Origin of the sequence: Pseudomonas sp. IT-P171 (assembly GCF_949767765.1) — a bacterium.
Lineage (GTDB): Bacteria > Pseudomonadota > Gammaproteobacteria > Pseudomonadales > Pseudomonadaceae > Aquipseudomonas > Aquipseudomonas fluorescens_B.
In genome coordinates this window covers 26,267-48,075 of record NZ_CATKQN010000014.1, presented here as the reverse complement: position 1 = coordinate 48,075, position 21,809 = coordinate 26,267, and the positions used below count along the sequence as shown (strand labels likewise).

Genomic DNA, 21,809 nt, shown 5'->3' with positions numbered 1-21,809 from the left:
GGTATTCCACAAGCCCCGGCGGGGCTGACGGGCGCAATGATACACCGCCCGACGGTTTTAAACGTTAAAAAATCTCGGCTGAAACAAGCGCTTGCGAGACAAACCTGAGCGCCATCCTGATCCATGAAAATGCGACGACTCATTCCGAAAAGAAAACACACCACCACTGAAAAATGTAGCGGCTACCCTTGAGTCAGACCGTCATGGAGGACGTTTGATGCTATTGAGTACACAGTATTTTTTGCTGACCGCCCTGCTCTGCCTGCCGCTCGAGGCATTTGCTGTAACCGTTCACCGATGTGAAGCAGCCAATGGCCGCATTACCTTCACCACATTGGGCTGTGCGACGGATGACAGCCTTTCGCTCCAGGATGTGCGCACCTTTACTCCTGGCAGCACGGTGGCCCTTATGCCGGAAGCGGACACGCGCGAAACATCAGGTATGAAAATCAAAAGGAGGGAGCCGACGGTCGTCGGCCAGACCGAGGATAAATGCGGGAACGTGATTAACGCACGGGAGCGACGGGAAGCGATCATCAATCAACGGGTGGTTGCCGGCATGAGCCAGCAGGATGTCGAAAGCGCACTCGGCAAACCTGACAAGATCACGGTTCGCAATTCGACCACAAGCTACCGTTACGACACCAAGCGGGGCCGCAGTGCTCAGGTCGAGTTCGATGAGAAAGGATGCACCAAGGGAAAAGCCAAATCCCGGACGGCAAAAAGCCCGCGTTAAACGCGGGCTTTTTGGTGTTTGGTGCACTCGACAGGATTCGAACCTGTGACCGCTCGGTTCGTAGCCGAGTACTCTATCCAGCTGAGCTACGAGTGCAATTTGTGTTTTTAGACCAGATCACAACTGGTTGAAGCAGAGTAGCTCACATTACTGCAAACAACTCTTAAATGGTGCACTCGACAGGATTCGAACCTGTGACCGCTCGGTTCGTAGCCGAGTACTCTATCCAGCTGAGCTACGAGTGCATTTGTTGCCGCGCATTATAGGCCGTTGAATCTTTTTGTAAAGCGCTTTTTCTAGTAATTTCAACAACTTACCGAAGAAGCCAGATTACAACGTACTACGCAAATAATGGCGGAGAACGGGGGATTCGAACCCCCGACACCCTTTTGAGGTGTACTCCCTTAGCAGGGGAGCGCCTTCGGCCACTCGGCCAGCTCTCCGCAACACGGGGCGTATATTAACCAGCTTCTTCCCCGTTTGCAAACATAAAAAACGATAAAAATTAATGGCTTGGTTCTTCGTCCTTCTCTTTCTTTATACGCAGGTAAATTTCCTCACGGTGGACCGCAACCTCTTTCGGGGCGTTGACACCGATACGCACTTGATTTCCTTTAACGCCGAGCACGGTCACGGTGATTTCGCCATCACCAATAATCAGGCTTTCTGCGCACCGACGAGTCAGAATCAGCATACCTTTCTCCTCACGCATTTCATTTCAGGGACAACAGTCTGCAAAAAAAAGGCACTCGACCTACAACCTGAGCGGTCGCAGCCCTACATGCCTGAGTATTGACTAGCGCGGACAAAAGAACAGTTTCGAGCCGCACCATTCAAAAAACAAAAGGGCGCGGTCAGACCGCGCCCTTCAGCAAACGCATCACTCGCCCTGACGGGCCGGCGCGTCCAGTTCGAAAGCCGTGTGCAGAGCGCGCACAGCCAGTTCCAGGTACTTCTCTTCGATCACCACGGAGACTTTGATTTCCGAGGTCGAGATCATCTGGATGTTGATGCTTTCTTTCGCCAGGGATTCGAACATGCGGCTGGCCACGCCTGCGTGGGAGCGCATGCCGACACCGACGATCGAGACCTTGGCGATCTTGATGTCGCCAACCACTTCACGGGCACCGATCTCGCGAGCGGTGTTTTCCAGCACGGTTTGCGCGGCCTGGAAGTCATTGCGGTGCACGGTGAAGGTGAAGTCGGTGGTGTTATCGTGCGCAACGTTCTGCACGATCATGTCGACTTCGATGTTCGCGGCGCTGATCGGGCCGAGAATCTTGAATGCAACGCCCGGGGTGTCTGGCACGCCACGGATGGTCAGCTTGGCTTCATCGCGGTTGAAAGCGATGCCGGAAATGATCGGCTGTTCCATGGTTTCCTCTTCATCAATAGTAATGAGGGTGCCCGGACCCTCCTTGAAGCTGTGCAGTACGCGCAGCGGAACGTTGTACTTGCCGGCGAACTCGACCGCACGGATCTGCAACACCTTGGAACCGAGACTGGCCATTTCCAGCATCTCTTCGAAGGTGATCTTGTCCAGGCGCTGAGCCACGGACACCACACGCGGGTCGGTGGTGTAGACGCCGTCGACATCGGTGTAGATCTGGCATTCGTCAGCCTTCAAGGCCGCTGCCAGCGCCACGCCGGTGGTGTCGGAACCGCCACGACCGAGGGTGGTGATGTTGCCGTGCTCGTCGACGCCCTGGAAACCGGCGACAACCACCACGCGACCTGCTTTCAGATCACCGCGAATCTTCTGGTCATCAATCTGCAAGATACGCGCTTTATTGTGTGCGCTGTCCGTCAGAATCCGCACCTGGTTGCCGGTGTAGGACACCGCTGGCACACCGCGCTTGATCAGCGCCATGGCCAACAGGGCAATCGTCACCTGCTCACCGGTGGAAACGATCACGTCCAGCTCACGCGGAACCGGCTGGCCGTCGCCACTGATTTGCTTGGCCAGATCGATCAGACGGTTGGTTTCGCCGCTCATTGCAGACAGCACAACCACCAGGTCATCGCCGGCATCGCGGAATTTCTTAACCTTGTCGGCGACCTGCTCGATTCTCTCGACAGTGCCGACCGAGGTGCCTCCAAATTTCTGTACGATCAAAGCCATTTCAAAGCCGCCTCTGCCCATGAAGGGCGCCCAAATAATCACTCAAACAGCGTTCCGGCCCACCACTAGACTGCGGGCCGGAGACGCTGCCTTATAGACCCTGCTCTACAAATGGAACGGTCAGGGCCAATGCAGCATCCAGTGCGCCAGCGTCAGTACCACCGCCCTGCGCCATGTCTGGACGACCACCGCCCTTCCCGCCCACTGCCGCAGCGGCTTGCTTCATCAAATCACCGGCTTTGAGTTGGCCAGTCAGGTCTTTGGTTACGCCTGCAACCAGAACGACCTTTTCCTCATGGACACTGCCGAGCAGGATCACTGCGCGGCCGAGTTTGTTTTTCAGTTGATCGACCAGCGCCAGCAGCGCCTTGGCATCCTGACCGTCCAGACGCACGGCCAGCACTTTCACACCCTTGACGTCCAGGGCAGAGGCCGACAGATCGTCGCCCGCCGCGCTGGCAGCCTTGGCCTGCAACTGCTCGAGTTGCTTCTCCAGCAGACGGTTGCGCTCCAGCACAGCCGACAGCTTGTCGATCAGGTTGTCGCGGCTGCCCTTGACCAGGTTGGCCGCTTCCTTGAGTTGTTCTTCGGCAGCGTTCAAGTATGCCAGCGCTGCTGCGCCGGTGACCGCTTCGATACGACGCACGCCAGAAGCCACGCCGCCTTCGCTGATGATTTTCAGCAGGCCGATGTCGCCGGTACGGTTGGCGTGGATGCCGCCACACAGCTCAACGGAGAAATCGCCGCCCATGCTCAGCACGCGCACGTTGTCGCCGTATTTCTCGCCGAACAGCGCCATGGCGCCTTTCTTCTTGGCGGTTTCGATGTCGGTTTCTTCGGTTTCAACGGCGGAGTTCTTGCGAATCTCGGCGTTGACGATGTCTTCCAGGGCCTTCAATTGCTCAGGCTTGATGGCTTCGAAATGGCTGAAGTCGAAGCGCAGGCGCTGACTGTCGACCAACGAGCCTTTCTGCTGAACGTGATCGCCCAGCACTTTACGCAAAGCGGCGTGCAGCAAGTGCGTTGCCGAGTGGTTCAGCGATGTGGCGTGACGCACGTCCGCTTCAACGTGGGTTTCAACCGGAGCACCAATCAACAGGCTGCCCGAGGCCAGTACGCCGTGGTGCAGGAACGCGCCGCCGGTTTTGGTGGTGTCGCGCACGTCGAAACGGCCGTTGCTCGATTGCAGGTAACCGCAATCGCCGATCTGACCACCGGATTCCGCGTAGAAAGGGGTCTGATCGAGAACGACCACGCCCTCTTCGCCTTCGCTCAGAACGTCGACCGACTGCCCGTCTTTATAGAGAGCAACGACTTTCGCCGAACCGCTGGTGGCTTTGTAACCGGTGAATTCGGTGGCCACGTCAACCTTGACCAGGCTGTTGTAGTCCATGCCGAACGAGCTGGCGGAACGCGCACGGACGCGCTGGGCTTCCATTTCGCGCTCGAAGCCTTCTTCGTCGATGGTCAGGCTGCGCTCGCGAGCGATGTCGCCGGTCAGGTCCATCGGGAAACCGTAGGTGTCGTAGAGTTTGAACACCACGTCGCCCGGCACCACGTCGCCTTTGAGTTCGGCCAGATCCTGCTCGAGGATTTTCAGGCCATGCTCCAGGGTCTTGGAGAATTGCTCTTCTTCGGCTTTCAGCACGCGCTCGATGTGAGCCTGCTGGGATTTCAGCTCAGGGAACGCTTCGCCCATTTCGGCGACCAGGGCCGCAACGATCTGGTAGAAGAAGCTGCCCTTGGCGCCCAGCTTGTTGCCGTGACGGCAGGCGCGACGGATGATCCGGCGCAGCACGTAGCCGCGGCCTTCGTTGGACGGCAACACGCCGTCGGCAATCAGGAAACCGCAGGAACGAATGTGGTCGGCCACGACTTTCAGGGAAGCCTGTGCGTCGTTGGTGCAACCGATGGCCTTGGCCGATGCGTTCAGCAGGCTCTGGAACAGGTCGATTTCATAGTTCGAGTGAACGTGCTGCAGCACGGCACTGATCCGTTCCAGGCCCATGCCGGTGTCGACCGACGGTGCTGGCAGCGGGTGCAACACGCCATCGGCGGTGCGGTTGAACTGCATGAACACGTTGTTCCAGATTTCGATGTAGCGGTCGCCGTCCTCTTCCGGCGAGCCCGGCGGGCCACCCCAGATGTCGGCGCCGTGATCGTAGAAAATCTCAGTGCAAGGGCCGCACGGGCCGGTATCGCCCATGGTCCAGAAGTTGTCGGACGCGTATGGCGCGCCTTTGTTGTCGCCGATGCGAACCATGCGCTCGGCGGGAACACCGATTTCCTTGGTCCAGATGTCGTAGGCCTCGTCATCGCTGGCGTAGACGGTGACCCAGAGCTTTTCTTTCGGCAGGTTCAGCCACTTGTCGGAGGTCAGGAAGTTCCAGGCGTAGGTGATCGCATCGCGCTTGAAGTAATCACCGAAACTGAAGTTACCCAGCATTTCGAAGAAGGTGTGGTGACGGGCGGTATAACCGACGTTTTCCAGGTCGTTGTGCTTGCCGCCGGCGCGCACGCATTTCTGGCTGGAGACGGCGCGGGTGTACGCGCGCTTTTCCTGGCCCAGGAAGCAGTCCTTGAACTGGTTCATCCCCGCGTTAGTGAACAGCAGGGTTGGGTCGTTGCCCGGAATCAAAGAGCTGGAGGCTACACGGGTGTGGCCTTGCTCTTCGAAGAAGCGAAGGAAGGCTTCACGGATTTCTGCGCTTTTCATTAGGTTCTTCCACGGAGGCTGCGGCCAAAGGCCTGTGCGAAACGTCAACAGACGAAGCGACGGCAAAGGGCCGCATTATATCGGCCCTGCGCGCGGGGTACAGCGTGTTTATACGATAGAAACGGTCAATTGGACGGCTAACGCGGTCAGTTGCGCGAAAACTCGACGAATGTCGCGATGACTTGCTCGATTTGCGCACGGCTGACGTCCATGTGCGTGACCATTCTAAGACGACTGGCGGCGCTGAGCTTGATCCCGCGCTCAGCGGCAAAGGCCTTGATCGCTTCGGCCTTGTCGCCCATTTGCACGTAAACCATGTTGGTCTGCACGGGTTCGACGTTGTAACCGGCGTCACGAAGTCCGTCCGCCAGGAATTGCGCGTTGGCATGGTCGTCGGCCAGACGCTGGACATTGTTATCCAGCGCGTACAAACCCGCCGCGGCCAGAAGACCCGCTTGACGCATCCCGCCGCCGACCATCTTGCGCAGGCGGCGCGCCTTGCCGATCAACTCGACCGAGCCGCACAACACCGAGCCGATCGGCGCGCCCAGGCCTTTGGACAAGCAGACCGACACTGAATCGAAATGCCGGGTGATCTCGCGGGCATCAACGCCCAGTTTCACCGCTGCGTTGTACAGCCGGGCGCCGTCCAGGTGCAGGGCCAGACCGTGTTCACAGGTGAAGCTGCGAGCCCGGGCCAGATACTCCAGCGGCAAGACCTTGCCCTGCATGGTGTTTTCCAGCGCCAGCAAGCGGGTACGAGCGAAATGGAAGTCGTCCGGCTTGATCGCTGCGGCGACCTGTTCCAGATCCAGCGAGCCATCGGCCTGCACTTCCAGCGGCTGAGGCTGGATCGAACCGAGCACTGCCGCACCGCCCCCTTCATACTTATAGGTGTGAGCCTGTTGGCCGACGATGTATTCGTCCCCGCGCTCACAGTGCGCCATCAAGCCCAGCAAGTTGCTCATGGTGCCCGTCGGCACGAACAGCGCCGCGGCAAAACCCAACCGATCGGCAAGCTCGGCTTCCAGTCGATTGACCGTCGGATCTTCGCCGTAGACGTCGTCACCGGTGGCCGCCCTGGCCATCGCGTCGAGCATCCCTGGAGTCGGCTGGGTGACGGTGTCGCTGCGAAGATCGATAACGCTCATGAATCTGGCCTCGGTAAGCAGGGGAAAATCCCGTTCAGGGGGGAATTACTGCGGCCTTGACGACGAATAATCAACCCTTGGGCGAGGAAAAGGCCGCTCAAGCGAGTGAAAAAGTCGATAACAATCATCAGATAGCCGCAATGCACAGGGGCGAAATATGTGTTAAAAACGCTGCGCCGCCAGACAATCTGACGGCAAAACGTTCTCAGGGCGGGGTGCAACTCCCCACCGGCGGTAATTGCGCGCAATGCGCATAGCCCGCGAGCGCTTGGCGACAGCACGGCTTTGGCGGTGACTGGCGACAAGGTCAGCAGACCCGGTGTGATCCCGGGGCCGACGGTCATAGTCCGGATGAAGAGAGAACGGGATTGGCGCCAAAGGGCCGTCCGCCGGCATTCGTGCGAGCGTGCGTACCCTTAAATCCCATTCGATTCATATGCCCTGTTTTTTACATAAACAGGAGTCAGAACATGCAACCCACCGCAATCGACAGCAAAAGCAAAAACCATCAGGGCGAGCGCGTTGCGTTCATCCAGGCCTGCTGGCACAAGGAAATCGTCGACCAGAGCCGTAAGGGCTTCGTCGCCGAAATGATTGCCCAGGGTTATCAGGAGTCGGAGATCGATTTCTTCGAAGTCGGCGGCGCCTTTGAAATTCCTTTGCACGCCAAACTGCTGGCCAAATCTGGTCGCTATGCCGGCATTGTTGCCGCTGGCCTGGTGGTCGATGGCGGGATCTACCGTCACGAATTCGTCGCCCAGTCGGTCATCAGCGGGCTGATGCAGGTTCAGCTGGAAACTGAAGTGCCGGTGTTCTCGGTGGTGTTGACCCCGCATCACTTCCACGCCGGTGAAGAACACCAGAAGTTCTTCTTCGATCACTTTGTGCACAAGGGTCAGGAAGCGGCGAAGACGTGTGCGGATACGCTGCAGAAGATGCGAGCCTTGCGTCGCAGTGAACACCGCGCAGTAGCGGTCTAAACACCGGACACAACTGTGGGAGCCAGCCTGCTGGCGATAGTGGTGTATCAGTCGACAACCAGAGTGACTGACACACTGCAATCGCTAGCAGGCTAGTTCCCACATTGGTTCTGCGGTGAATTCAGGCGAGGTTTTCGTCGGTAGTCGGCACGATCAGGATGCCGGCGCGCAGGCCATTTTTCACCTTGGGGTTCGGGAAGATGATCCGGGCGCCCTCTTCCTCGATGATCCAGCGGGTCTGGGCGATGTCTTCGGCCAGCAGATAGCCCACTTCCAGTTCCGAAAAGTTTTCAATATCCGCTGGCAGGTTCAAGCGGAAGCTGTCGCTGTGCTTGATGATTTCCCGCGCCACACTGAATAACTGCAACCCATCCAGCGCCGCATCGTTCGGTTCCGGCTCGGAGCCTTCGATGATCTGTTTGAGGCGGGTTTCCAGCAATGAGACGTTGACGCCATCGTTCTGCCCGAACGGCCGCGCCTTGCCCAACTCCAGGGTGAAAGATTCGGCGCCGAGCTTGTCGTAGGTGTAGGAACTGAAAACGATGGACGGCTTGTTTTGCAGCAGCACCGCCTCCATACCGGCGGCGCGCAGGCGTGCCAGCTCCTGACGGGAATGCTGGCGGCCTTCTTTCCATGGATACAGGGCGAACTGCTCGATTTTCGAGCCACGAATCGCCGTGTGCAGGTCGTAGTGCAGTCGCTCACGATCCGGCAGGCTGAAGAAACTGGCCGCCAGCCGCTCGAGTTCACAGGCGCGCAAAGCCTCGGAGCCACTGGTTTGTTCGTGACGGCCGTTGAACAGCCGGTTGACGTCCTGCTCGATAAAACGCTCGCCTCTGCGAATCGCGTCCGGGTTGCCGAACAGGAACAGAATGCGTGCACGCGGCTTCAAGTCGCCGCGGGCGATGTCATGCAGCAGGCGATCAAGCAACTCGATCGGCGCTGTTTCGTTGCCATGGATCCCGGCTGACAGCAGCAGGTCCAGGCCGTTGTCCCGAGCTTCAGGTGGCCGGACTTCCAGCGCACCTTCGCTCAACCAGCGCATCCGCACGCCTTCGACAGTCAGTTGAGTCTTCTCCGCCGGTTCGCGGCCGGCGAGGGTCAGTTCAAGCAGTTTGCCGAGGGCGAGCATAGAGCGGTTTCCTTAGTGGTCGTGTGCGCAATCCGGGCCGTGCACGTGGTCTTCGTCACCGACTTCAGCCGGTTCCATTTCCAGTTGCAGACTTACCAGATTAGTCGCCAATGGGCGCAGCAGCAGGTTGGCGTATTCAGCGTCACCTTCTTCGACGTCCACGCCGATCAGCAGTTGGCCGCGGCCATCTTGCTGAATCCACAGCTCTTTGCCTTGCCACAGGACCGCGACGCGGGTGCAGGAAGTTTCCAGTTGCGTGCCGTCGGTGTCTTCAAGGATCAGCTGCAGGGTATCGCTCATGTGTTTTACGCTCTCGGCTTTCAATTGATCTGGAATGGATAAACCGCGCCCAGTTTAAGGATTTGCGTCAGTTCATCCAGTGCCGTCCGGCACTCAAGCAGCAATTGCGGGTCCGCGAGATCGTTTTCGGTCATGCGGTCGCGGTAGTGCTTGTCGACCCATTCGGTCAACGTGCCGTACAACGGTGCCGTCATGATAACCCCTGGGTTGACGGCCGCCAGTTCGGTTTCATTCAATGCGACGCGCAGGCGCAGGCACGCGGGGCCACCGCCGTTCTGCATGCTTTGCTTCAAATCAAAAACTTTGACTTCGCGGATCAGGCCGCCAGAGCTGGTCAGGCCTTGCAGGTACTGCCAGACGCGCTCGTTGCCACGGCACTCTTCCGGCACGATCAACAGCATCGAGCCATCAGGACGCGACAGCAGCTGGCTGTTGAACAGGTAGGAACGCACCGCGTCTTCCACGGTGACCGCAGAACGCGGAACGCAGATCGACTGGAAATTCCCGCCGACCTTGGCCAGTTTGCCTTGCAGCTCGGCCAGCATCTGGTCGGTGTCGAGGAACGCATCCTCGTGATAGAACAGCACTTCGCCGTTACCCACCGCGATCACGTCGTTGTGGAACACGCCCTGATCGATCACCAAAGGGTTCTGCTGCCCGTAGACCACGCCGTCGTCGCTCAAGCCGTGCAGACGGGCAACCGCTTGCGACGCTTCGAGCGTCTGGCGCGCCGGGTACTTCTGCGGCGCTGGATAGCGGGTATCGAACGCACTGCGACCGAACACAAAGAACTCGACGCCGGCTTCACCGTATTCACGGCAGAAACGGGTGTGGTTGGCCGCGCCTTCATCACCGAACTGCGCCACGGCCGGCAACGCGGCGTGGTGAGCGAAGTGTTTCTGGTCCGCGAACATCGCGCCCAGCACGCGGCTGGTGGTCGGGTGTTCGATGCTGCGGTGGTATTTGCAGTTGAGGTTGGCGGCGGTGAAATGCACGCGACCGTCAGCGGTATCAGCGCTTGGGCTGACGGTGGCGGCGTTGGCCACCCACATGCTCGAGGCCGAGCAACTGGCGACCAGCAACGGCATTGCGTCTTTGGCAGCTCGCTCGATCACTTGCGCGTCGGTGCCGCTGAAGCCCAGGCGACGCAGGGCGGCCACGTCAGGACGCTCTTGTGGCGCCAGCACGCCTTGCTGAAAGCCCATTTCCATCAGCGCTTTCATTTTCGCCAGGCCTTGCAGCGCGGCTTCCTTCGGGTTCGAAGACTGCTGGCTGTTGCTCTGGGACGCTACGTTGCCGTAGGACAGGCCGCCGTAGTTATGGGTCGGCCCCACTAGACCGTCGAAATTGACTTCATAGGATTTCATCAGCGAGGCTCCACGAGAATCTGTTGTTATAGGCTTCAGTAACTAAATTTAAGACCCAGGCGCAGCCATCGCCAGCAGGCTGGCTCCCACAGGTTCGGGGGTGTCCACACATTTGGTGTACGACCCAATCACTGTGGGAGCCAGCCTGCTGGCGATGGGCATCACGCCATCTTCACGCCGGGCGTCAGGGCCGCAGGCAACACCAGACTCGGCGTTTCGAGCGAAGCCACCGGGTACGCGCAGTAATCTGCCGCGTAATAGGCGCTGGCGCGATGGTTGCCCGAGGCGCCGATGCCGCCGAACGGAGCGCTGCTCGCAGCACCGGTCAGCTGTTTGTTCCAGTTGACGATGCCGGCACGGCTTTCCAGCCAGAACTGCTGATAACGCGCTTCGGAATCCGACAGCAGACCGGCGGCCAGACCGTATTCGGTGTCGTTGGCTTCAGCGATCGCCGCTTCAAAATCAGCGTAGCGGATCACTTGCAGCAGCGGGCCGAACAGCTCTTCGTCAGGACGATCGGCCACGGCCGATACATCCAGAATGCCAGGGGTCAACAACGCGGCTTGCGCCTGAGGCTGAGTCATTTCCAGCAGCGCCACGGCGCCATTGGCCAGCAGATGCTCTTGGGCATCCATCAGCGCTTTCGCCGCACCGAGAGAAATCACCGAGCCCATGAACGGCGCCGGTTGCTGATCGAAGGCACCGACCTCAATGGTCGAGCTGACCGCCACCAGGCGCGCCAGCAGTGTGTCGCCCCAGGCGCCCTGCGGCACCAGCAAGCGGCGCGCACAGGTGCAACGCTGACCGGCGGAGATGAACGCCGACTGGATGATGGTGTAAACGGCAGCATCGAGATCAGCGACCTCATCGACCACCAGCGGGTTATTACCGCCCATCTCCAATGCCAGAATCTTGTCCGGACGACCGGCGAACTGCTGGTGCAGGTGATTGCCGGTGCGGCTCGAACCGGTGAAGAACAAGCCATCGATGCCCGGATTCGCCGCCAGGGCGATACCGGTTTCGCGCGCGCCTTGCAGCAGGTTCAACACGCCTGCCGGCAGGCCGGCTTCGATCCAGCACTTGACCGTCAATTCGGCGACTTTCGGGGTCAGTTCACTTGGCTTGAACAGCACACTGTTACCGGCCAGCAGCGCCGGTACGATGTGACCGTTGGGCAAGTGACCGGGGAAGTTGTAAGGACCGAACACCGCGACCACGCCATGCGGCTTGTGGCGCAACACGGCGGTGGCGTCGCCCAGCGGGCCGCTCTTCTCGCCGGTGCGTTCACGGTAGCTCTGCACCGAGATCGCGATCTTGTTGACCATGCTGGTCACTTCAGTCGCCGATTCCCACAGCGGTTTACCGGTTTCTTCACCGATGCAGCGCGCCAGTTCGTCAGCGTTGTTTTTCAGCGCGGCGGCAAAAGCCTCCAGCACGGCGATGCGTTCATCCAGGGTACGACGGGCCCAACCCGGAAACGCCTGACGCGCGGCTTGCACGGCGGACTCAACCTGAGCAGCGGTAGCGCCCTCGCCGGCCCACAGCACTTGCTGGGTCACCGGGTTCAGCGACTGGAAGGCTTCGCCCTGACCGGCCAACCATTCACCTGCGATGTATAGCGAATTCATTATTTCGACTCCCGAGCAGCAGACAACGGAACGGCGCGAACCTGATCGCCGGCGTTGAGTTGAAGACGTTTGGCGGTCAGCGGATCGACGACCAGCGTGCCGGCGGCGAAGCGTGCTGGCGCGGCAGTGATCCGGCAGTCCTCGCGCTTGCGGTTGTGAATCAGGAACGGCGTGGCGTCGTCACCCGGCGTGCCAATGGCCAACACCAGCGCCTGACTGTCGCGCACCGCGCGGATCTTGCCGGTTTCGCATTCCACCGCCGGGCCGGCGTCGAAGATGTCGACGTAGCCCTGGTAGCTGAAACCTTCGCTCTTGAGCATCGACAGCGCCGGCTCGGTGTCGGGGTGAACCTGACCGATCACGTTGCGCGCATCCGGCGAGAGGAAGCAGGTGTACAGCGGGAACTTCGGCATCAGTTCGGCGATGAACGCCTTGTTGCCCACGCCGGTCAGGTAATCGGCCTGGCTGAATTCCATCTTGAAGAAGTGTCGGCCCAGGCTTTCCCAGAACGGCGAACGCCCGGCTTCGTCGGACACGCCGCGCATCTCGGCGATGATCTTGTTGCCGAACAGCTGCGGGAACTCGGCGATGAACAGCATCCGCGCCTTGGCCAGCATGCGACCGTTGAGGCCCGTGCGGTAGTCGGCGTGCAGGAACAACGAGCACAGTTCGGAGTTGCCGGTCAGGTCGTTGGCCAGGAACAGCGTCGGGATCTCGCGATAGATGTTCAGCTCTTGGGACGCGCTGACCGTCAGGCCCACCCGGAAGTTGTACCAGGGCTCACGCAGACCGACGGCGCCGGCAATGGCGGAAATCCCCACCACACGACCGTTGTCATCTTCGAGCACGAACAGGTAGTCCGCATCGCCGCGCCCGGCTTCGCCGCGGAAGGTCTTCTCGGCCCAGCCGACCCGATGGGCCAGACGCTCTTCGTTGGCCGGCAAGGTGGTCAGGCCGGTGCCGGTGCTGCGGGCCAGGTCGATCAGAGCGGGTAAATCGCTGCTGCGTACGGGACGAACGATCATGCTATCTCCTCAAACGGGCCGCCAACGCCACCCGCGAAACTTCGCTGCTTTCTAGGCAATCAAACCGCTACAAGGCGCACGCTGGCACCTTCACCGACGCCCAGGGCTTCGGCTGCTTCCAGGTCCAGGGTCACCGGTTTGCCCGGCGCGTAATCGAGCTCGAGCAACACGGCGCGGTAATCCTGCAACTGGGCATTGGCCACCAGATATTGACGACCGGCGCCTTTGACCGGCTCACCGATTTTCACCGGGACCACACGGCTCTGGGCGATCGAACGGATCCCCGAGACACGTGCATGCAGGGTCGGGCCGCCGTCGAAAATGTCGATGTAGTGATCGGTCTCGAAGCCTTCGCGCATCAGGATGTCGAAAGTGATCTGCGCCCGGGGATGCACCTGGCCCATCGCTTCTTGCGCGGAGTCCGGCAGCAACGGCACGTAGATCGGGTAATGCGGCATCAGCTCGGCGAGGAAGGTGCGGCTCTTCAGACCGCACAGACGCTCGGCTTCAGCGTAGTTGAGGTCGAAGAAGTTACGGCCGATGGCATCCCAGAACGGTGAGTCGCCATTTTCGTCGCTGTAACCGACGATCTCGGTCACCACGGAATCGGCAAAGCGCTCCGGATGGCTGGCCACGAACAGCAAGCGACCACGGGAGTTGAGCTCGGCCCACGGCGAACCCACCAACTCGCGCTGCACGTAGAAACTGGTCAGCAAACTGTTGCCGGTCAGGTCGTGGCACTGGGAGAGCACGTGGATCTTGTTATGAATCTTCAGCTCGCGGGAAGCGTGCACGAAGGTTTCATTGCGGAAACTGTAGAACGGCTCCGAATAACCGGCCGACGCCACGATGGCCGAACAGCCCACCAGCTTGCCGGTGACGGAGTCTTCGAGGACGAAGAAATAGCTCTCTTCACCGTTGAAGCTGACTTCGGCGGAGAACGAAGCTTCGCTCGCGGCGATCTTGTCGCTCAGGCGTTCAACGTCATCCGGCAAGGAAGTGACACCAATCGGGCTGTCCGCAGCCAGACGCTGTACCTCGCCCAGATCAGCCATTTGCGCGGGGCGCATCACCAGCATGGTGTCACTCCTTAATCTCAGAACTTACAGAAGAAAAAATCCCGGGCTGCCCCTGAAACAACTCAGAGTCAACTGTGGGAGCTAGCCTGCTGGCGATATCGTCCTGTCAGGCAACAATGATGTTGGCTATCAGGCCCTCATCGCTAGCAGGCTAGCTCCCACACGTTTGATCCAGCCCGAAACAAAAATTTGGTTCGACGCCTGAAAATGTCAGGCGTCGAAGGGTCTATCAGGCTTGCGTCAGTTTCGCCGCAGCGCGCTCGAAACGGTCCAGGCCTTCATCGATGTCAGCATCTTCTACCACCAGGCTTGGCGCGAAACGCACCACGTCCGGGCCGGCTTGCAGGACCATCAGGCCTTCGCGCTCGGCAGCGTTGAAGATGTCCTTGGCCTTGCCTTTCCAGGCATCGCTCAGCACACAACCGATCAACAGGCCCATGCCGCGGACCTTGGTGAACAGGCCGTATTTCTCGCCGATCTGTTCCAGGCGCGCCTTGAACTTGTTGTGCTTGGCGTTGACGCCGGCCAGCACTTCAGGGGTGTTGATCACGTCAATCACCGCTTCGGCCACGGCGCACGCCAGCGGGTTGCCGCCGTAGGTGGTGCCGTGGGTGCCGACGACCAGATGTTTGGCCAGGTCTTCGGTGGTCAGCATGGCTGCGATAGGGAAACCGCCGCCCAGGCTCTTGGCGCTGGTCAGGATGTCCGGGATCACGCCGTATTGCTGGTAGGCGAACAACTTGCCGGTGCGGCCCATGCCGGTCTGCACTTCGTCGAAGATCAGCAGCGCGTTGTGTGCGGTGCAGAGGTCACGGGCGCCTTGCAGGTATTCGAGTTCGGCCGGGATGACACCGCTCTCGCCCTGGATCGGCTCCAGGACCACGGCGCAGGTCTTGTCGGAAATGGCGGCTTTCAGCGCGGCCAGATCGTTGTACGGCACGTGGGTGATGCCGGTGATTTTCGGACCGAAACCGTCGGAGTACTTCGACTGACCACCGACGTTCACGGTGAACAGGGTGCGGCCGTGGAAGCTGTTGAGCGCGGCGATGATTTCGTACTTCTCGCTGCCGAACCGGTCGAAACCGACACGACGGGCCAGCTTGAACGCGGCCTCGTTGGCTTCGGCGCCGGAGTTGCAGAAGAACGCACGCTCGGCAAAGGTCGCGTTGATCAGCTTATGCGCCAGGCGCAGGGCCGGCTCATTGGTGAACACGTTGGACACGTGCCACAGCTTGTTCGCCTGTTCGGTCAAGGCACTGACCAGCGCCGGGTGCGCATGGCCCAATACGTTAACGGCAATCCCGCCAGCGAAGTCGATCAGCTCGCGGCCAGACTGGTCCCACACGCGGGAACCGGCGCCACGCACAGGAATGAAGGCGGCAGGCGCATAGTTGGGAACCATTACCTGGTCGAAATCGGCGCGTTCTACCGCAGCGTGCTCAACGGACATCGGAGTCTCCTGAAAAGGAACACTCGCCTGAAACTGGCGAGCGATGGGGGGATTGTAAGGACAGTTTTCAGCCCGGCCTTGCCGCCAAGCGACAACTTCTTATAGCGCAAACCCCGGTTTTAGCCGGGTTTACGGCAATGCGACATATAGCGTCGCAAAGGCGCAGTTTAAACCGGCGGCACAGGTTATAGGCAGGCTTGTGAAGCGGTGCGGTAATTATGTACCGCACGCCATGCTTCATCGTCTGTTTTGCTGCGCGTCCATCCAAACGCTAAGGGATTAGCGCAATGACCCAGCATCACCCCGAGCTCACGGCTCAGCCAGACACGCATTTTCAGCATGTATTCCACAATCTGCCCGATTGGGTAATAACAGCATCGCCCGCCACCCGGCGCGCGCTCAAGAGCGCACCGCTGGATATTCCTGGCTGGCACACCACAGCAACCCGCCAACAGCATGAGGCACTGAAAGCAGCCAACACGCACTACCTGACCCAGCGCAACCACCTGGAATCCATGCTGGATAAATTGCAGAACGCCCGGGACTTTGCCGAACCGCTTCTGCAAGACGCATTGAGAACCCGGTACGGACTGGAACTGGACGTCAAGACGACCTTCCTGCGCCTGTACATCCCGCAGACCATTCCATGGTTCCCGATCAAGACCGGTGCAGCGCGCACCTGGACGGTATCGCTGCTCGACGCCGCCCTGCACAACTTTCAGGAGTCGGAAACCGAAACCGAGGCCTACGAATCAGCCTCGACGTTCATCACCGAACCCTCGCCCACGGGGCAATTCGAGACGTTACCGGCGATCAAGCGCCAACTCTCCATTCAGCACTTCACCCGGTTATGCAGAGAGCTGGATATCGGCGCTCGATACGAGACATACCTCAAGGAAAACCTGGGATTTACCAACCCGGTGGCGGCTGCCGTGTTGAAGTCGAGCGTGATCAAGACACACAAAGCCGCCCTGCTTTCAGCCCTGCAACTGGCCCAGCTCCGGGCCGACCTGCCGCAGGACGCCTGTCAGTCGATTCTCGACATTCTCGAGGGCCGGGAAAACGTGGGGCTGGACAACTGGCGACTGCACTGCCACGACCTGAAAATCATGTCTTCATTGCTGACGGGCATCGTCATTTTCGCACCGAGGCTTGAGCTCACCGCCCAGCGCTCGCGGATCATCGCCTACATCCCCGACGACCCGGAACATCCGCTCAAACAGTACCCCGACACCCTGGCGTTCATGACCGAGCTGACCCGCAAACTGCGCGCTCCGGCTTATCAGGCGTTCTTCAGCCGGTTCATCGATCATCAGGAACGAGGACACTTTTTCGCCGACCTCAACAGCCGTCTCAGCGCGGTCACCTGGCATGAACACCAGCGCGGTGATCCGCTGCCGAGCTGGCGCGATACCCCCATCGACACGCCCAACCTGCAGTTCTCGGTCAGTCAGATCAGTCACGACCTGGGGACACACCTCTACCAGCAGCAACTGAACAAGATCCTCAATGACGGGCGCACGCTTGCGGTCTCTACCGCCAGTGCCGACCGAGCGGCACGGTGGGCGGCATGGGACGCCTTCAGCAATATCGCCAAAAAGATCCTTGAAGTGGCGTCGTTCGCTGCCCTGCCTTTTGTGCCGTTTCTGGGCGAGATAATGCTGGGCTACATGGCCTACCAAGTGCTCGACGACGCCTTCGAAGGCATCATTGCCTGGGCCGAAGGCCTGAAAACCGAAGCGTTCGGGCACTTGATGACGATCGTTGAGACGGTGGTGGAACTCGGCACGTTCGTGGTGGGCGGCGCCATGGCAGCCAATGCGTTCAACGGCCTCATGTCTCGCGAGGCGGTGACGCTGATTTCCCCGCTCAAACCGGTCGAAACAGCCCCAGGCAAAACCCGATACTGGAAACAGGACCTGACCCCTTACGAACAGTCTGTTGATTTGCCGGACCCTGCCCCACGCGATCATCTCGGTTTATATCAACACGAGGGCAAAACCCTGGCTCGCGTTGAAGACAAGCTCTACTCGGTCAAGCTGGACAGCAAGACTGGCCGCTTTCAGATTCAACATCCGAACCGGGCCGATGCCTATCAGCCCGCTCTGCGCCACAACCATCATGGCGCCTGGCAGACCCTGCTGGAGCGACCGCTGACGTGGGACCGGGAAACCGTACTGCGCCGACTTGGCCAGAGCGTCGAGTCGTTCAACACTGCCGAGCGCGAGCAAATCCTGCAGATCAGCGGTTTTCACGACAACGTGTTGCGCGAGATGCATGTCGAGAATCAGCGCCCGCCTTCGCTTCTGACCGACACGATCAAGCGCCTCAACATCGACCGCGACATTCAGGCACTGGTCGAGCAGACCGGCAGCGAACATCCCGATCGCTATCAGGCGTTGAATCAGCGCTCATCGTTGTTCCAGTCTCGCTACCGCGAACTCGAAAAAACCGACGACCGCCATGTTCAACTGCTGCAAGGCGAAGTGCGCGGACTGCCCACGGATATCGCCCAAGAACTGGTGAGCAACGCAACCGGCACCGAGCTGAAACAAATGCACAGCGGGCGCTTGCCGCAACGGCTCAAGGATGTAGCACTGAAAGCCCTGGACGCGGTGCGTGTCGCCAGAGCCTACGAGGGGTTTTATCTGGAGGGCATGGAAACGGCGGATACCCATCGTCTGGCCCTGCACACGCTTGAGTCACTGCCCGGCTGGCCCGCTCGCCTGCGCATCGAGGTCAGGGAGTTTTCCCATGAAGGGACGTTGCGCGACAGCATCGGCGAACCCGACGCGCCCCTCCTCAGGACATTGGTGTACGCCGAGGACGGCACTTACAAGGTCCATGACAACACTGAACTGCCGGGCGACTTTTATCAGGCCATCCTTCAGGCATTGCCTGAAACGGAGCGCAACGCGATGGGCCTTTCTGTCGACGACGGGCCGATACTCAAACAACGCATTGTCCGGCAAGCACAGCACAAACCGGAGTTGCGCGCGCTTCTGGCCAAGCACCCCAACCGAAAACCCTTCTATGACCCGACGACCATGCGCCTGCCCGGAGGAACGGCGGGTTACCAACGCATCGGTCGCCCGACACCGACACTCAATGACAGGGTTCGCGAGGTGTATCCAGGCCTGCCCCAGGATGAAATCAGCGCCATCGTTGCCCGCTTGCAACGCCACCCCGATGGTGCTCGCGTGGAGCTTTCGCGCCTGCGCAATGAAATGGAACGGCTGCACGAGGATCTGGGCCGCTGGATAAACGAAGCGCCCACCGTCCACCCCGAAACCAGGCTTCCATTGAGCGAGTTGGAACAACAGGCCCAGCAGCACAACCGACGGTTGCTGGCCCATGAAATCCAGCGCGGCTGGCGCAGGCAGTCAGACCGGGACCTGGGCGCTGCGGACAGCAGTGACCGATACATACTGCGGTTCGCGGAACCGATTCTGGGTGACCTGCCGGTTCTGACGGCGGACTTCAGCCACGTTTCCCTGCTGGCCCTTGAAGGCAGTCGTGCAGAGCAAGGCATTCACGGGTTTCTGCAACGTTTCAATGACCTTCGTCGCCTCGATTTGCGCCGGTTTTCGATGACCACCCTGCCCGAGGCGATTCCACGGATGGCCAACCTCGATGCGTTGCTGCTCAACGACTGTGCAATCACGTTCGACGCCGCCACCTGGACAAGGCTGACGTCATTGAATAAACTGGTGATGCTGGACCTGTTCCGGAACCCATTCACCACGACACCCAGCATCGAGTTCATGCCGGAACTGGTGCACCTGGACCTGAGCGAAACAGGTCTGACTGAATTCCCCGCCAGCGCCATCACGCACCACGGGCTCGACACGCTCATGCTGATCGACAACCGAATCACCGAGCTGCCTGCCGGGTTGTTCGACAGCAAGGTCTACGACAAGCGTGGCATCCACCTCGCGGACAATCCGCTCGTCGACAGCGATCGACATCTCATCAAGCTGCATTACCTCGAAACCTCATACGATCTGGGTGTCTATGCCCCCGAGGCAGATATCGTGCGTGTCAGGGCGCTATACCCGAACATGGAGATCGAGCAGGCCAGCGATTTCGTCTACGAATTGCCGGGAACCCTGGAGGATGGCCGAGTAGAACTGACCAGGCTGGAAACAGAGCTCGCTCAATTGAGCAGCGACCTGGCGGCATGGACCACCGACCTGCCGCCGCTTCACCCACGCACGGGCGAACCGTTCAACGAACTCCAGGTGTCTGTCGAGCACGCCAACCGCAATGAATTCATGCAAACGCTGCAGCAATGCTGGCGGCATCAGAGCGAACTGGACGACTTCAATGAAGCGCTCGAGCCCACGTTTGATCTGATCATCAGTTCCCGGATAACGGGAGAGCTGCCCACCCTCAGCGCCGACTTCAGCCATGTCTCGACGCTGGAACTGCAAAGTGTCGATGGCGTGACCCGGATCGGCCACTTTCTCGACGCCTTCCCCAATCTCAAAAGCCTGAGACTGCGTGAGTGTGACCTCGGCACCCTTCCCGAGGCCGTGTTCAAGATGGGTCGACTGCGGTCACTGTCACTGTCTGACTGCCGCATCACTTTGTCAGCGGAATCGGCAAACGCATTGGCGGGAATGGAGCAGCTGGACTATCTGGACCTGAGCCTCAACCCTTTGGGTCGAGCACCCGATCTGAGTCAAATGAAGGAGCTCTCCACCGTCCTCCTTGCCGAGACCGGCATCACCGAATTGCCCCGAGGCCTGCTGCAGCTGGAGGAACTGGATTGGGCCGACCTGAGCGATAACGCCATCACCGACATCCCGAGCGACATCATGGAAGTGCCCGTGGAAGTGGCAGAGAACATCAGTCTTCGAGGCAATCCTTTTTCCGAGGAAAGCGTGTTACGGCTGATCGACTACTACCAGAGCACAGGCACGGATTTCGGTGTGGAAGAAGTGATCAATCGAGGTGAGATTCAGGTTTCATCCACGGAGGGGTCCGAAGTCGACGAGTAAGGCCGCCGTCAGCCTCGTTCCGATGGCACCGACGACAACTCGAACGGACTGCTGCTGCGCCGCTGGTTGCGATCTTCCCGCGGCGTGGCGCCGAAGAAGTTGCGGTAGGCACTGGAGAAATGCGGCCCCGAAGAGAAGCCACACGACAGGCCGATCTGAATGATCGACTTGCTGGTTTGCATCAACATCTGCCGGGCCTTGTTCAAACGCAGTTCCAGGTAGTACTGGCTCGGCACCCGGTTGAGGTATTGCTTGAAGATGCGCTCCAGCTGCCGACGGGACACGCACACATGCTGGGCGATTTCGTCGGTGGTCAGCGGTTCTTCGATGTTGGCTTCCATCAGCAACACCGCTTGGGTGAGCTTCGGGTGGCTGGAACCGAGGCGGTTCTGCAGCGGAATGCGTTGGCGCTCGCCGCCTTCGCGAATGCGCTCGACCACCAGCTCCTCCGACACGGCGCCAGCGAGTTCGGCGCCGTGATCACGGGCCAGCACGGCCAGCAACAGATCGAGAACCGACAGACCGCCGCACGCGGTCAGGCGATCGCGATCCCAGTCGAACAGATGACTGGTGGCGATGACTTTCGGGAAACGCTCGGCGAAATCGTCCTGCCAGCGCCAGTGCACGGCAGCGCGATAACCGTCGAGCAAACCGAGTTGGGCCAATGGGTAGACACCGGCCGACAGACCGCCAATCACACAACCGGCACGCACCAATTGTTTCAGCGAACTGCTGAGCGCCGGCGCAAGTGCGGTCGGCGGCTCATCGGCGAGCAGGAACAGCTTCTGGAAATGTTCGAGCTTGCCGGCCCAGGGTTCACCCGGCAATTGCCAGGCGCCCTCGGTCGGCGGTTCGGCCTGCAAGAACGACAATTCGTAGACCACGTCCGGATGCACACGCTGGGCAACACGCAAGGCCTCCTCAGCCAGCGCAAGCGTCAGTGCTTTAGTGCTGGGCCAAATCAGGAAACCAATTCGATGGGCAGTCATGGCGGGCAATCCGAAACGAAAACAGTGATGAAGGCATGGGCCAATGCTAGCCCGTAAATGAACGCATATCTCAAAACCAGCACAGATCAAACTGTGGGAGCTGGCCTGCCAGCGATGGCGGCGTGTCGGTG

The 21,809-nt window shown here is 59.9% G+C and carries 15 protein-coding genes, 3 tRNA genes and 1 riboswitch; of the genes, 3 read left to right on the top strand and 15 right to left on the bottom strand.

From position 1 onward, the window contains the following. Positions 1-217 precede the first annotated feature (217 nt). Entirely contained in the window at positions 218-736 is a 519-nt protein-coding gene (locus tag ACM6I5_RS13620; RefSeq protein WP_017340214.1) for a hypothetical protein, read from the top strand. A gap of 19 nt (positions 737-755) precedes the next feature. On the opposite strand, the gene ACM6I5_RS13615 is transcribed toward ACM6I5_RS13620, so the two are convergent. The 7 genes from ACM6I5_RS13615 to ltaE form a co-directional block, all read right to left on the bottom strand. After that, a tRNA-Arg gene (locus tag ACM6I5_RS13615) sits at positions 756-832 on the bottom strand. Positions 833-904: 72 nt separating this feature from the next. Beyond that, a tRNA-Arg gene (locus ACM6I5_RS13610) sits at positions 905-981 on the bottom strand. Positions 982-1,088: 107 nt separating this feature from the next. Then, a tRNA-Ser gene (locus ACM6I5_RS13605) sits at positions 1,089-1,179 on the bottom strand. A gap of 62 nt (positions 1,180-1,241) precedes the next feature. Beyond that, positions 1,242-1,430, bottom strand: coding sequence for a carbon storage regulator CsrA (gene csrA / locus ACM6I5_RS13600; protein ID WP_002554426.1), 189 nt, complete (start codon positions 1,428-1,430; stop codon positions 1,242-1,244). Positions 1,431-1,616: 186 nt separating this feature from the next. Continuing rightward, positions 1,617-2,858, bottom strand: a complete 1,242-nt coding sequence (locus ACM6I5_RS13595; RefSeq protein ID WP_031319071.1) for an aspartate kinase — start codon at positions 2,856-2,858, stop codon at positions 1,617-1,619. A 91-nt stretch (positions 2,859-2,949) separates the two neighbouring features. Further along, positions 2,950-5,574 (bottom strand): alanine--tRNA ligase, encoded by a 2,625-nt coding sequence (gene alaS, locus ACM6I5_RS13590; protein ID WP_017340216.1) that lies wholly within the window; start codon positions 5,572-5,574, stop codon positions 2,950-2,952. A 146-nt stretch (positions 5,575-5,720) separates the two neighbouring features. Then, positions 5,721-6,725 (bottom strand): low-specificity L-threonine aldolase, encoded by a 1,005-nt coding sequence (gene ltaE, locus ACM6I5_RS13585; protein WP_414884062.1) that lies wholly within the window; start codon positions 6,723-6,725, stop codon positions 5,721-5,723. Between the two features lie 197 nt (positions 6,726-6,922). Then, positions 6,923-7,093, top strand: a riboswitch (FMN riboswitch). Between the two features lie 102 nt (positions 7,094-7,195). Here ltaE and ACM6I5_RS13580 point away from each other — a divergent pair. Then, the gene (locus ACM6I5_RS13580; protein WP_017340218.1) at positions 7,196-7,705 is read left to right on the top strand and encodes a 6,7-dimethyl-8-ribityllumazine synthase; all 510 of its coding nucleotides are present in this window, start codon (positions 7,196-7,198) and stop codon (positions 7,703-7,705) included. Positions 7,706-7,826: 121 nt separating this feature from the next. Here ACM6I5_RS13580 and astE read toward each other — a convergent pair whose 3' ends face one another. From astE to ACM6I5_RS13545, 7 genes are all read right to left on the bottom strand, one after another. Then, entirely contained in the window at positions 7,827-8,837 is a 1,011-nt protein-coding gene (gene astE, locus ACM6I5_RS13575) for a succinylglutamate desuccinylase (protein WP_414879070.1), read from the bottom strand. A gap of 12 nt (positions 8,838-8,849) precedes the next feature. Further along, the gene (locus ACM6I5_RS13570; protein ID WP_010457234.1) at positions 8,850-9,137 is read right to left on the bottom strand and encodes a hypothetical protein; all 288 of its coding nucleotides are present in this window, start codon (positions 9,135-9,137) and stop codon (positions 8,850-8,852) included. 20 nt (positions 9,138-9,157) lie between these two features. Beyond that, on the bottom strand, positions 9,158-10,504 hold the full coding sequence (gene astB / locus ACM6I5_RS13565) for an N-succinylarginine dihydrolase (protein ID WP_017340220.1): 1,347 nt from the start codon (positions 10,502-10,504) through the stop codon (positions 9,158-9,160). 161 nt (positions 10,505-10,665) lie between these two features. Beyond that, positions 10,666-12,135, bottom strand: a complete 1,470-nt coding sequence (gene astD, locus ACM6I5_RS13560; RefSeq protein WP_414884068.1) for a succinylglutamate-semialdehyde dehydrogenase — start codon at positions 12,133-12,135, stop codon at positions 10,666-10,668. Continuing rightward, the gene (gene astA, locus ACM6I5_RS13555) at positions 12,132-13,157 is read right to left on the bottom strand and encodes an arginine N-succinyltransferase (RefSeq protein ID WP_017340222.1); all 1,026 of its coding nucleotides are present in this window, start codon (positions 13,155-13,157) and stop codon (positions 12,132-12,134) included. Before astA ends, astD begins: the two co-directional genes overlap by 4 nt. A 59-nt stretch (positions 13,158-13,216) precedes the next feature. Next, positions 13,217-14,236, bottom strand: coding sequence for an arginine/ornithine succinyltransferase subunit alpha (aruF, locus tag ACM6I5_RS13550; protein WP_017340223.1), 1,020 nt, complete (start codon positions 14,234-14,236; stop codon positions 13,217-13,219). Positions 14,237-14,465: 229 nt separating this feature from the next. Continuing rightward, a complete protein-coding gene (locus ACM6I5_RS13545; RefSeq protein WP_017340224.1) occupies positions 14,466-15,686 on the bottom strand; it encodes an aspartate aminotransferase family protein in 1,221 nt (406 codons plus the stop codon). Positions 15,687-15,973: 287 nt separating this feature from the next. Here ACM6I5_RS13545 and ACM6I5_RS13540 point away from each other — a divergent pair, with 287 nt between their 5' ends. Next, positions 15,974-20,689 carry a dermonecrotic toxin domain-containing protein gene (locus tag ACM6I5_RS13540; protein WP_414884061.1) on the top strand — a complete coding sequence of 1,572 codons (4,716 nt, stop codon included), beginning with the start codon at positions 15,974-15,976 and terminating at the stop codon, positions 20,687-20,689. An 8-nt stretch (positions 20,690-20,697) separates the two neighbouring features. On the opposite strand, the gene argR is transcribed toward ACM6I5_RS13540, so the two are convergent. Beyond that, entirely contained in the window at positions 20,698-21,678 is a 981-nt protein-coding gene (argR, locus tag ACM6I5_RS13535) for a transcriptional regulator ArgR (RefSeq protein ID WP_017340226.1), read from the bottom strand. Positions 21,679-21,809 lie beyond the last annotated feature (131 nt).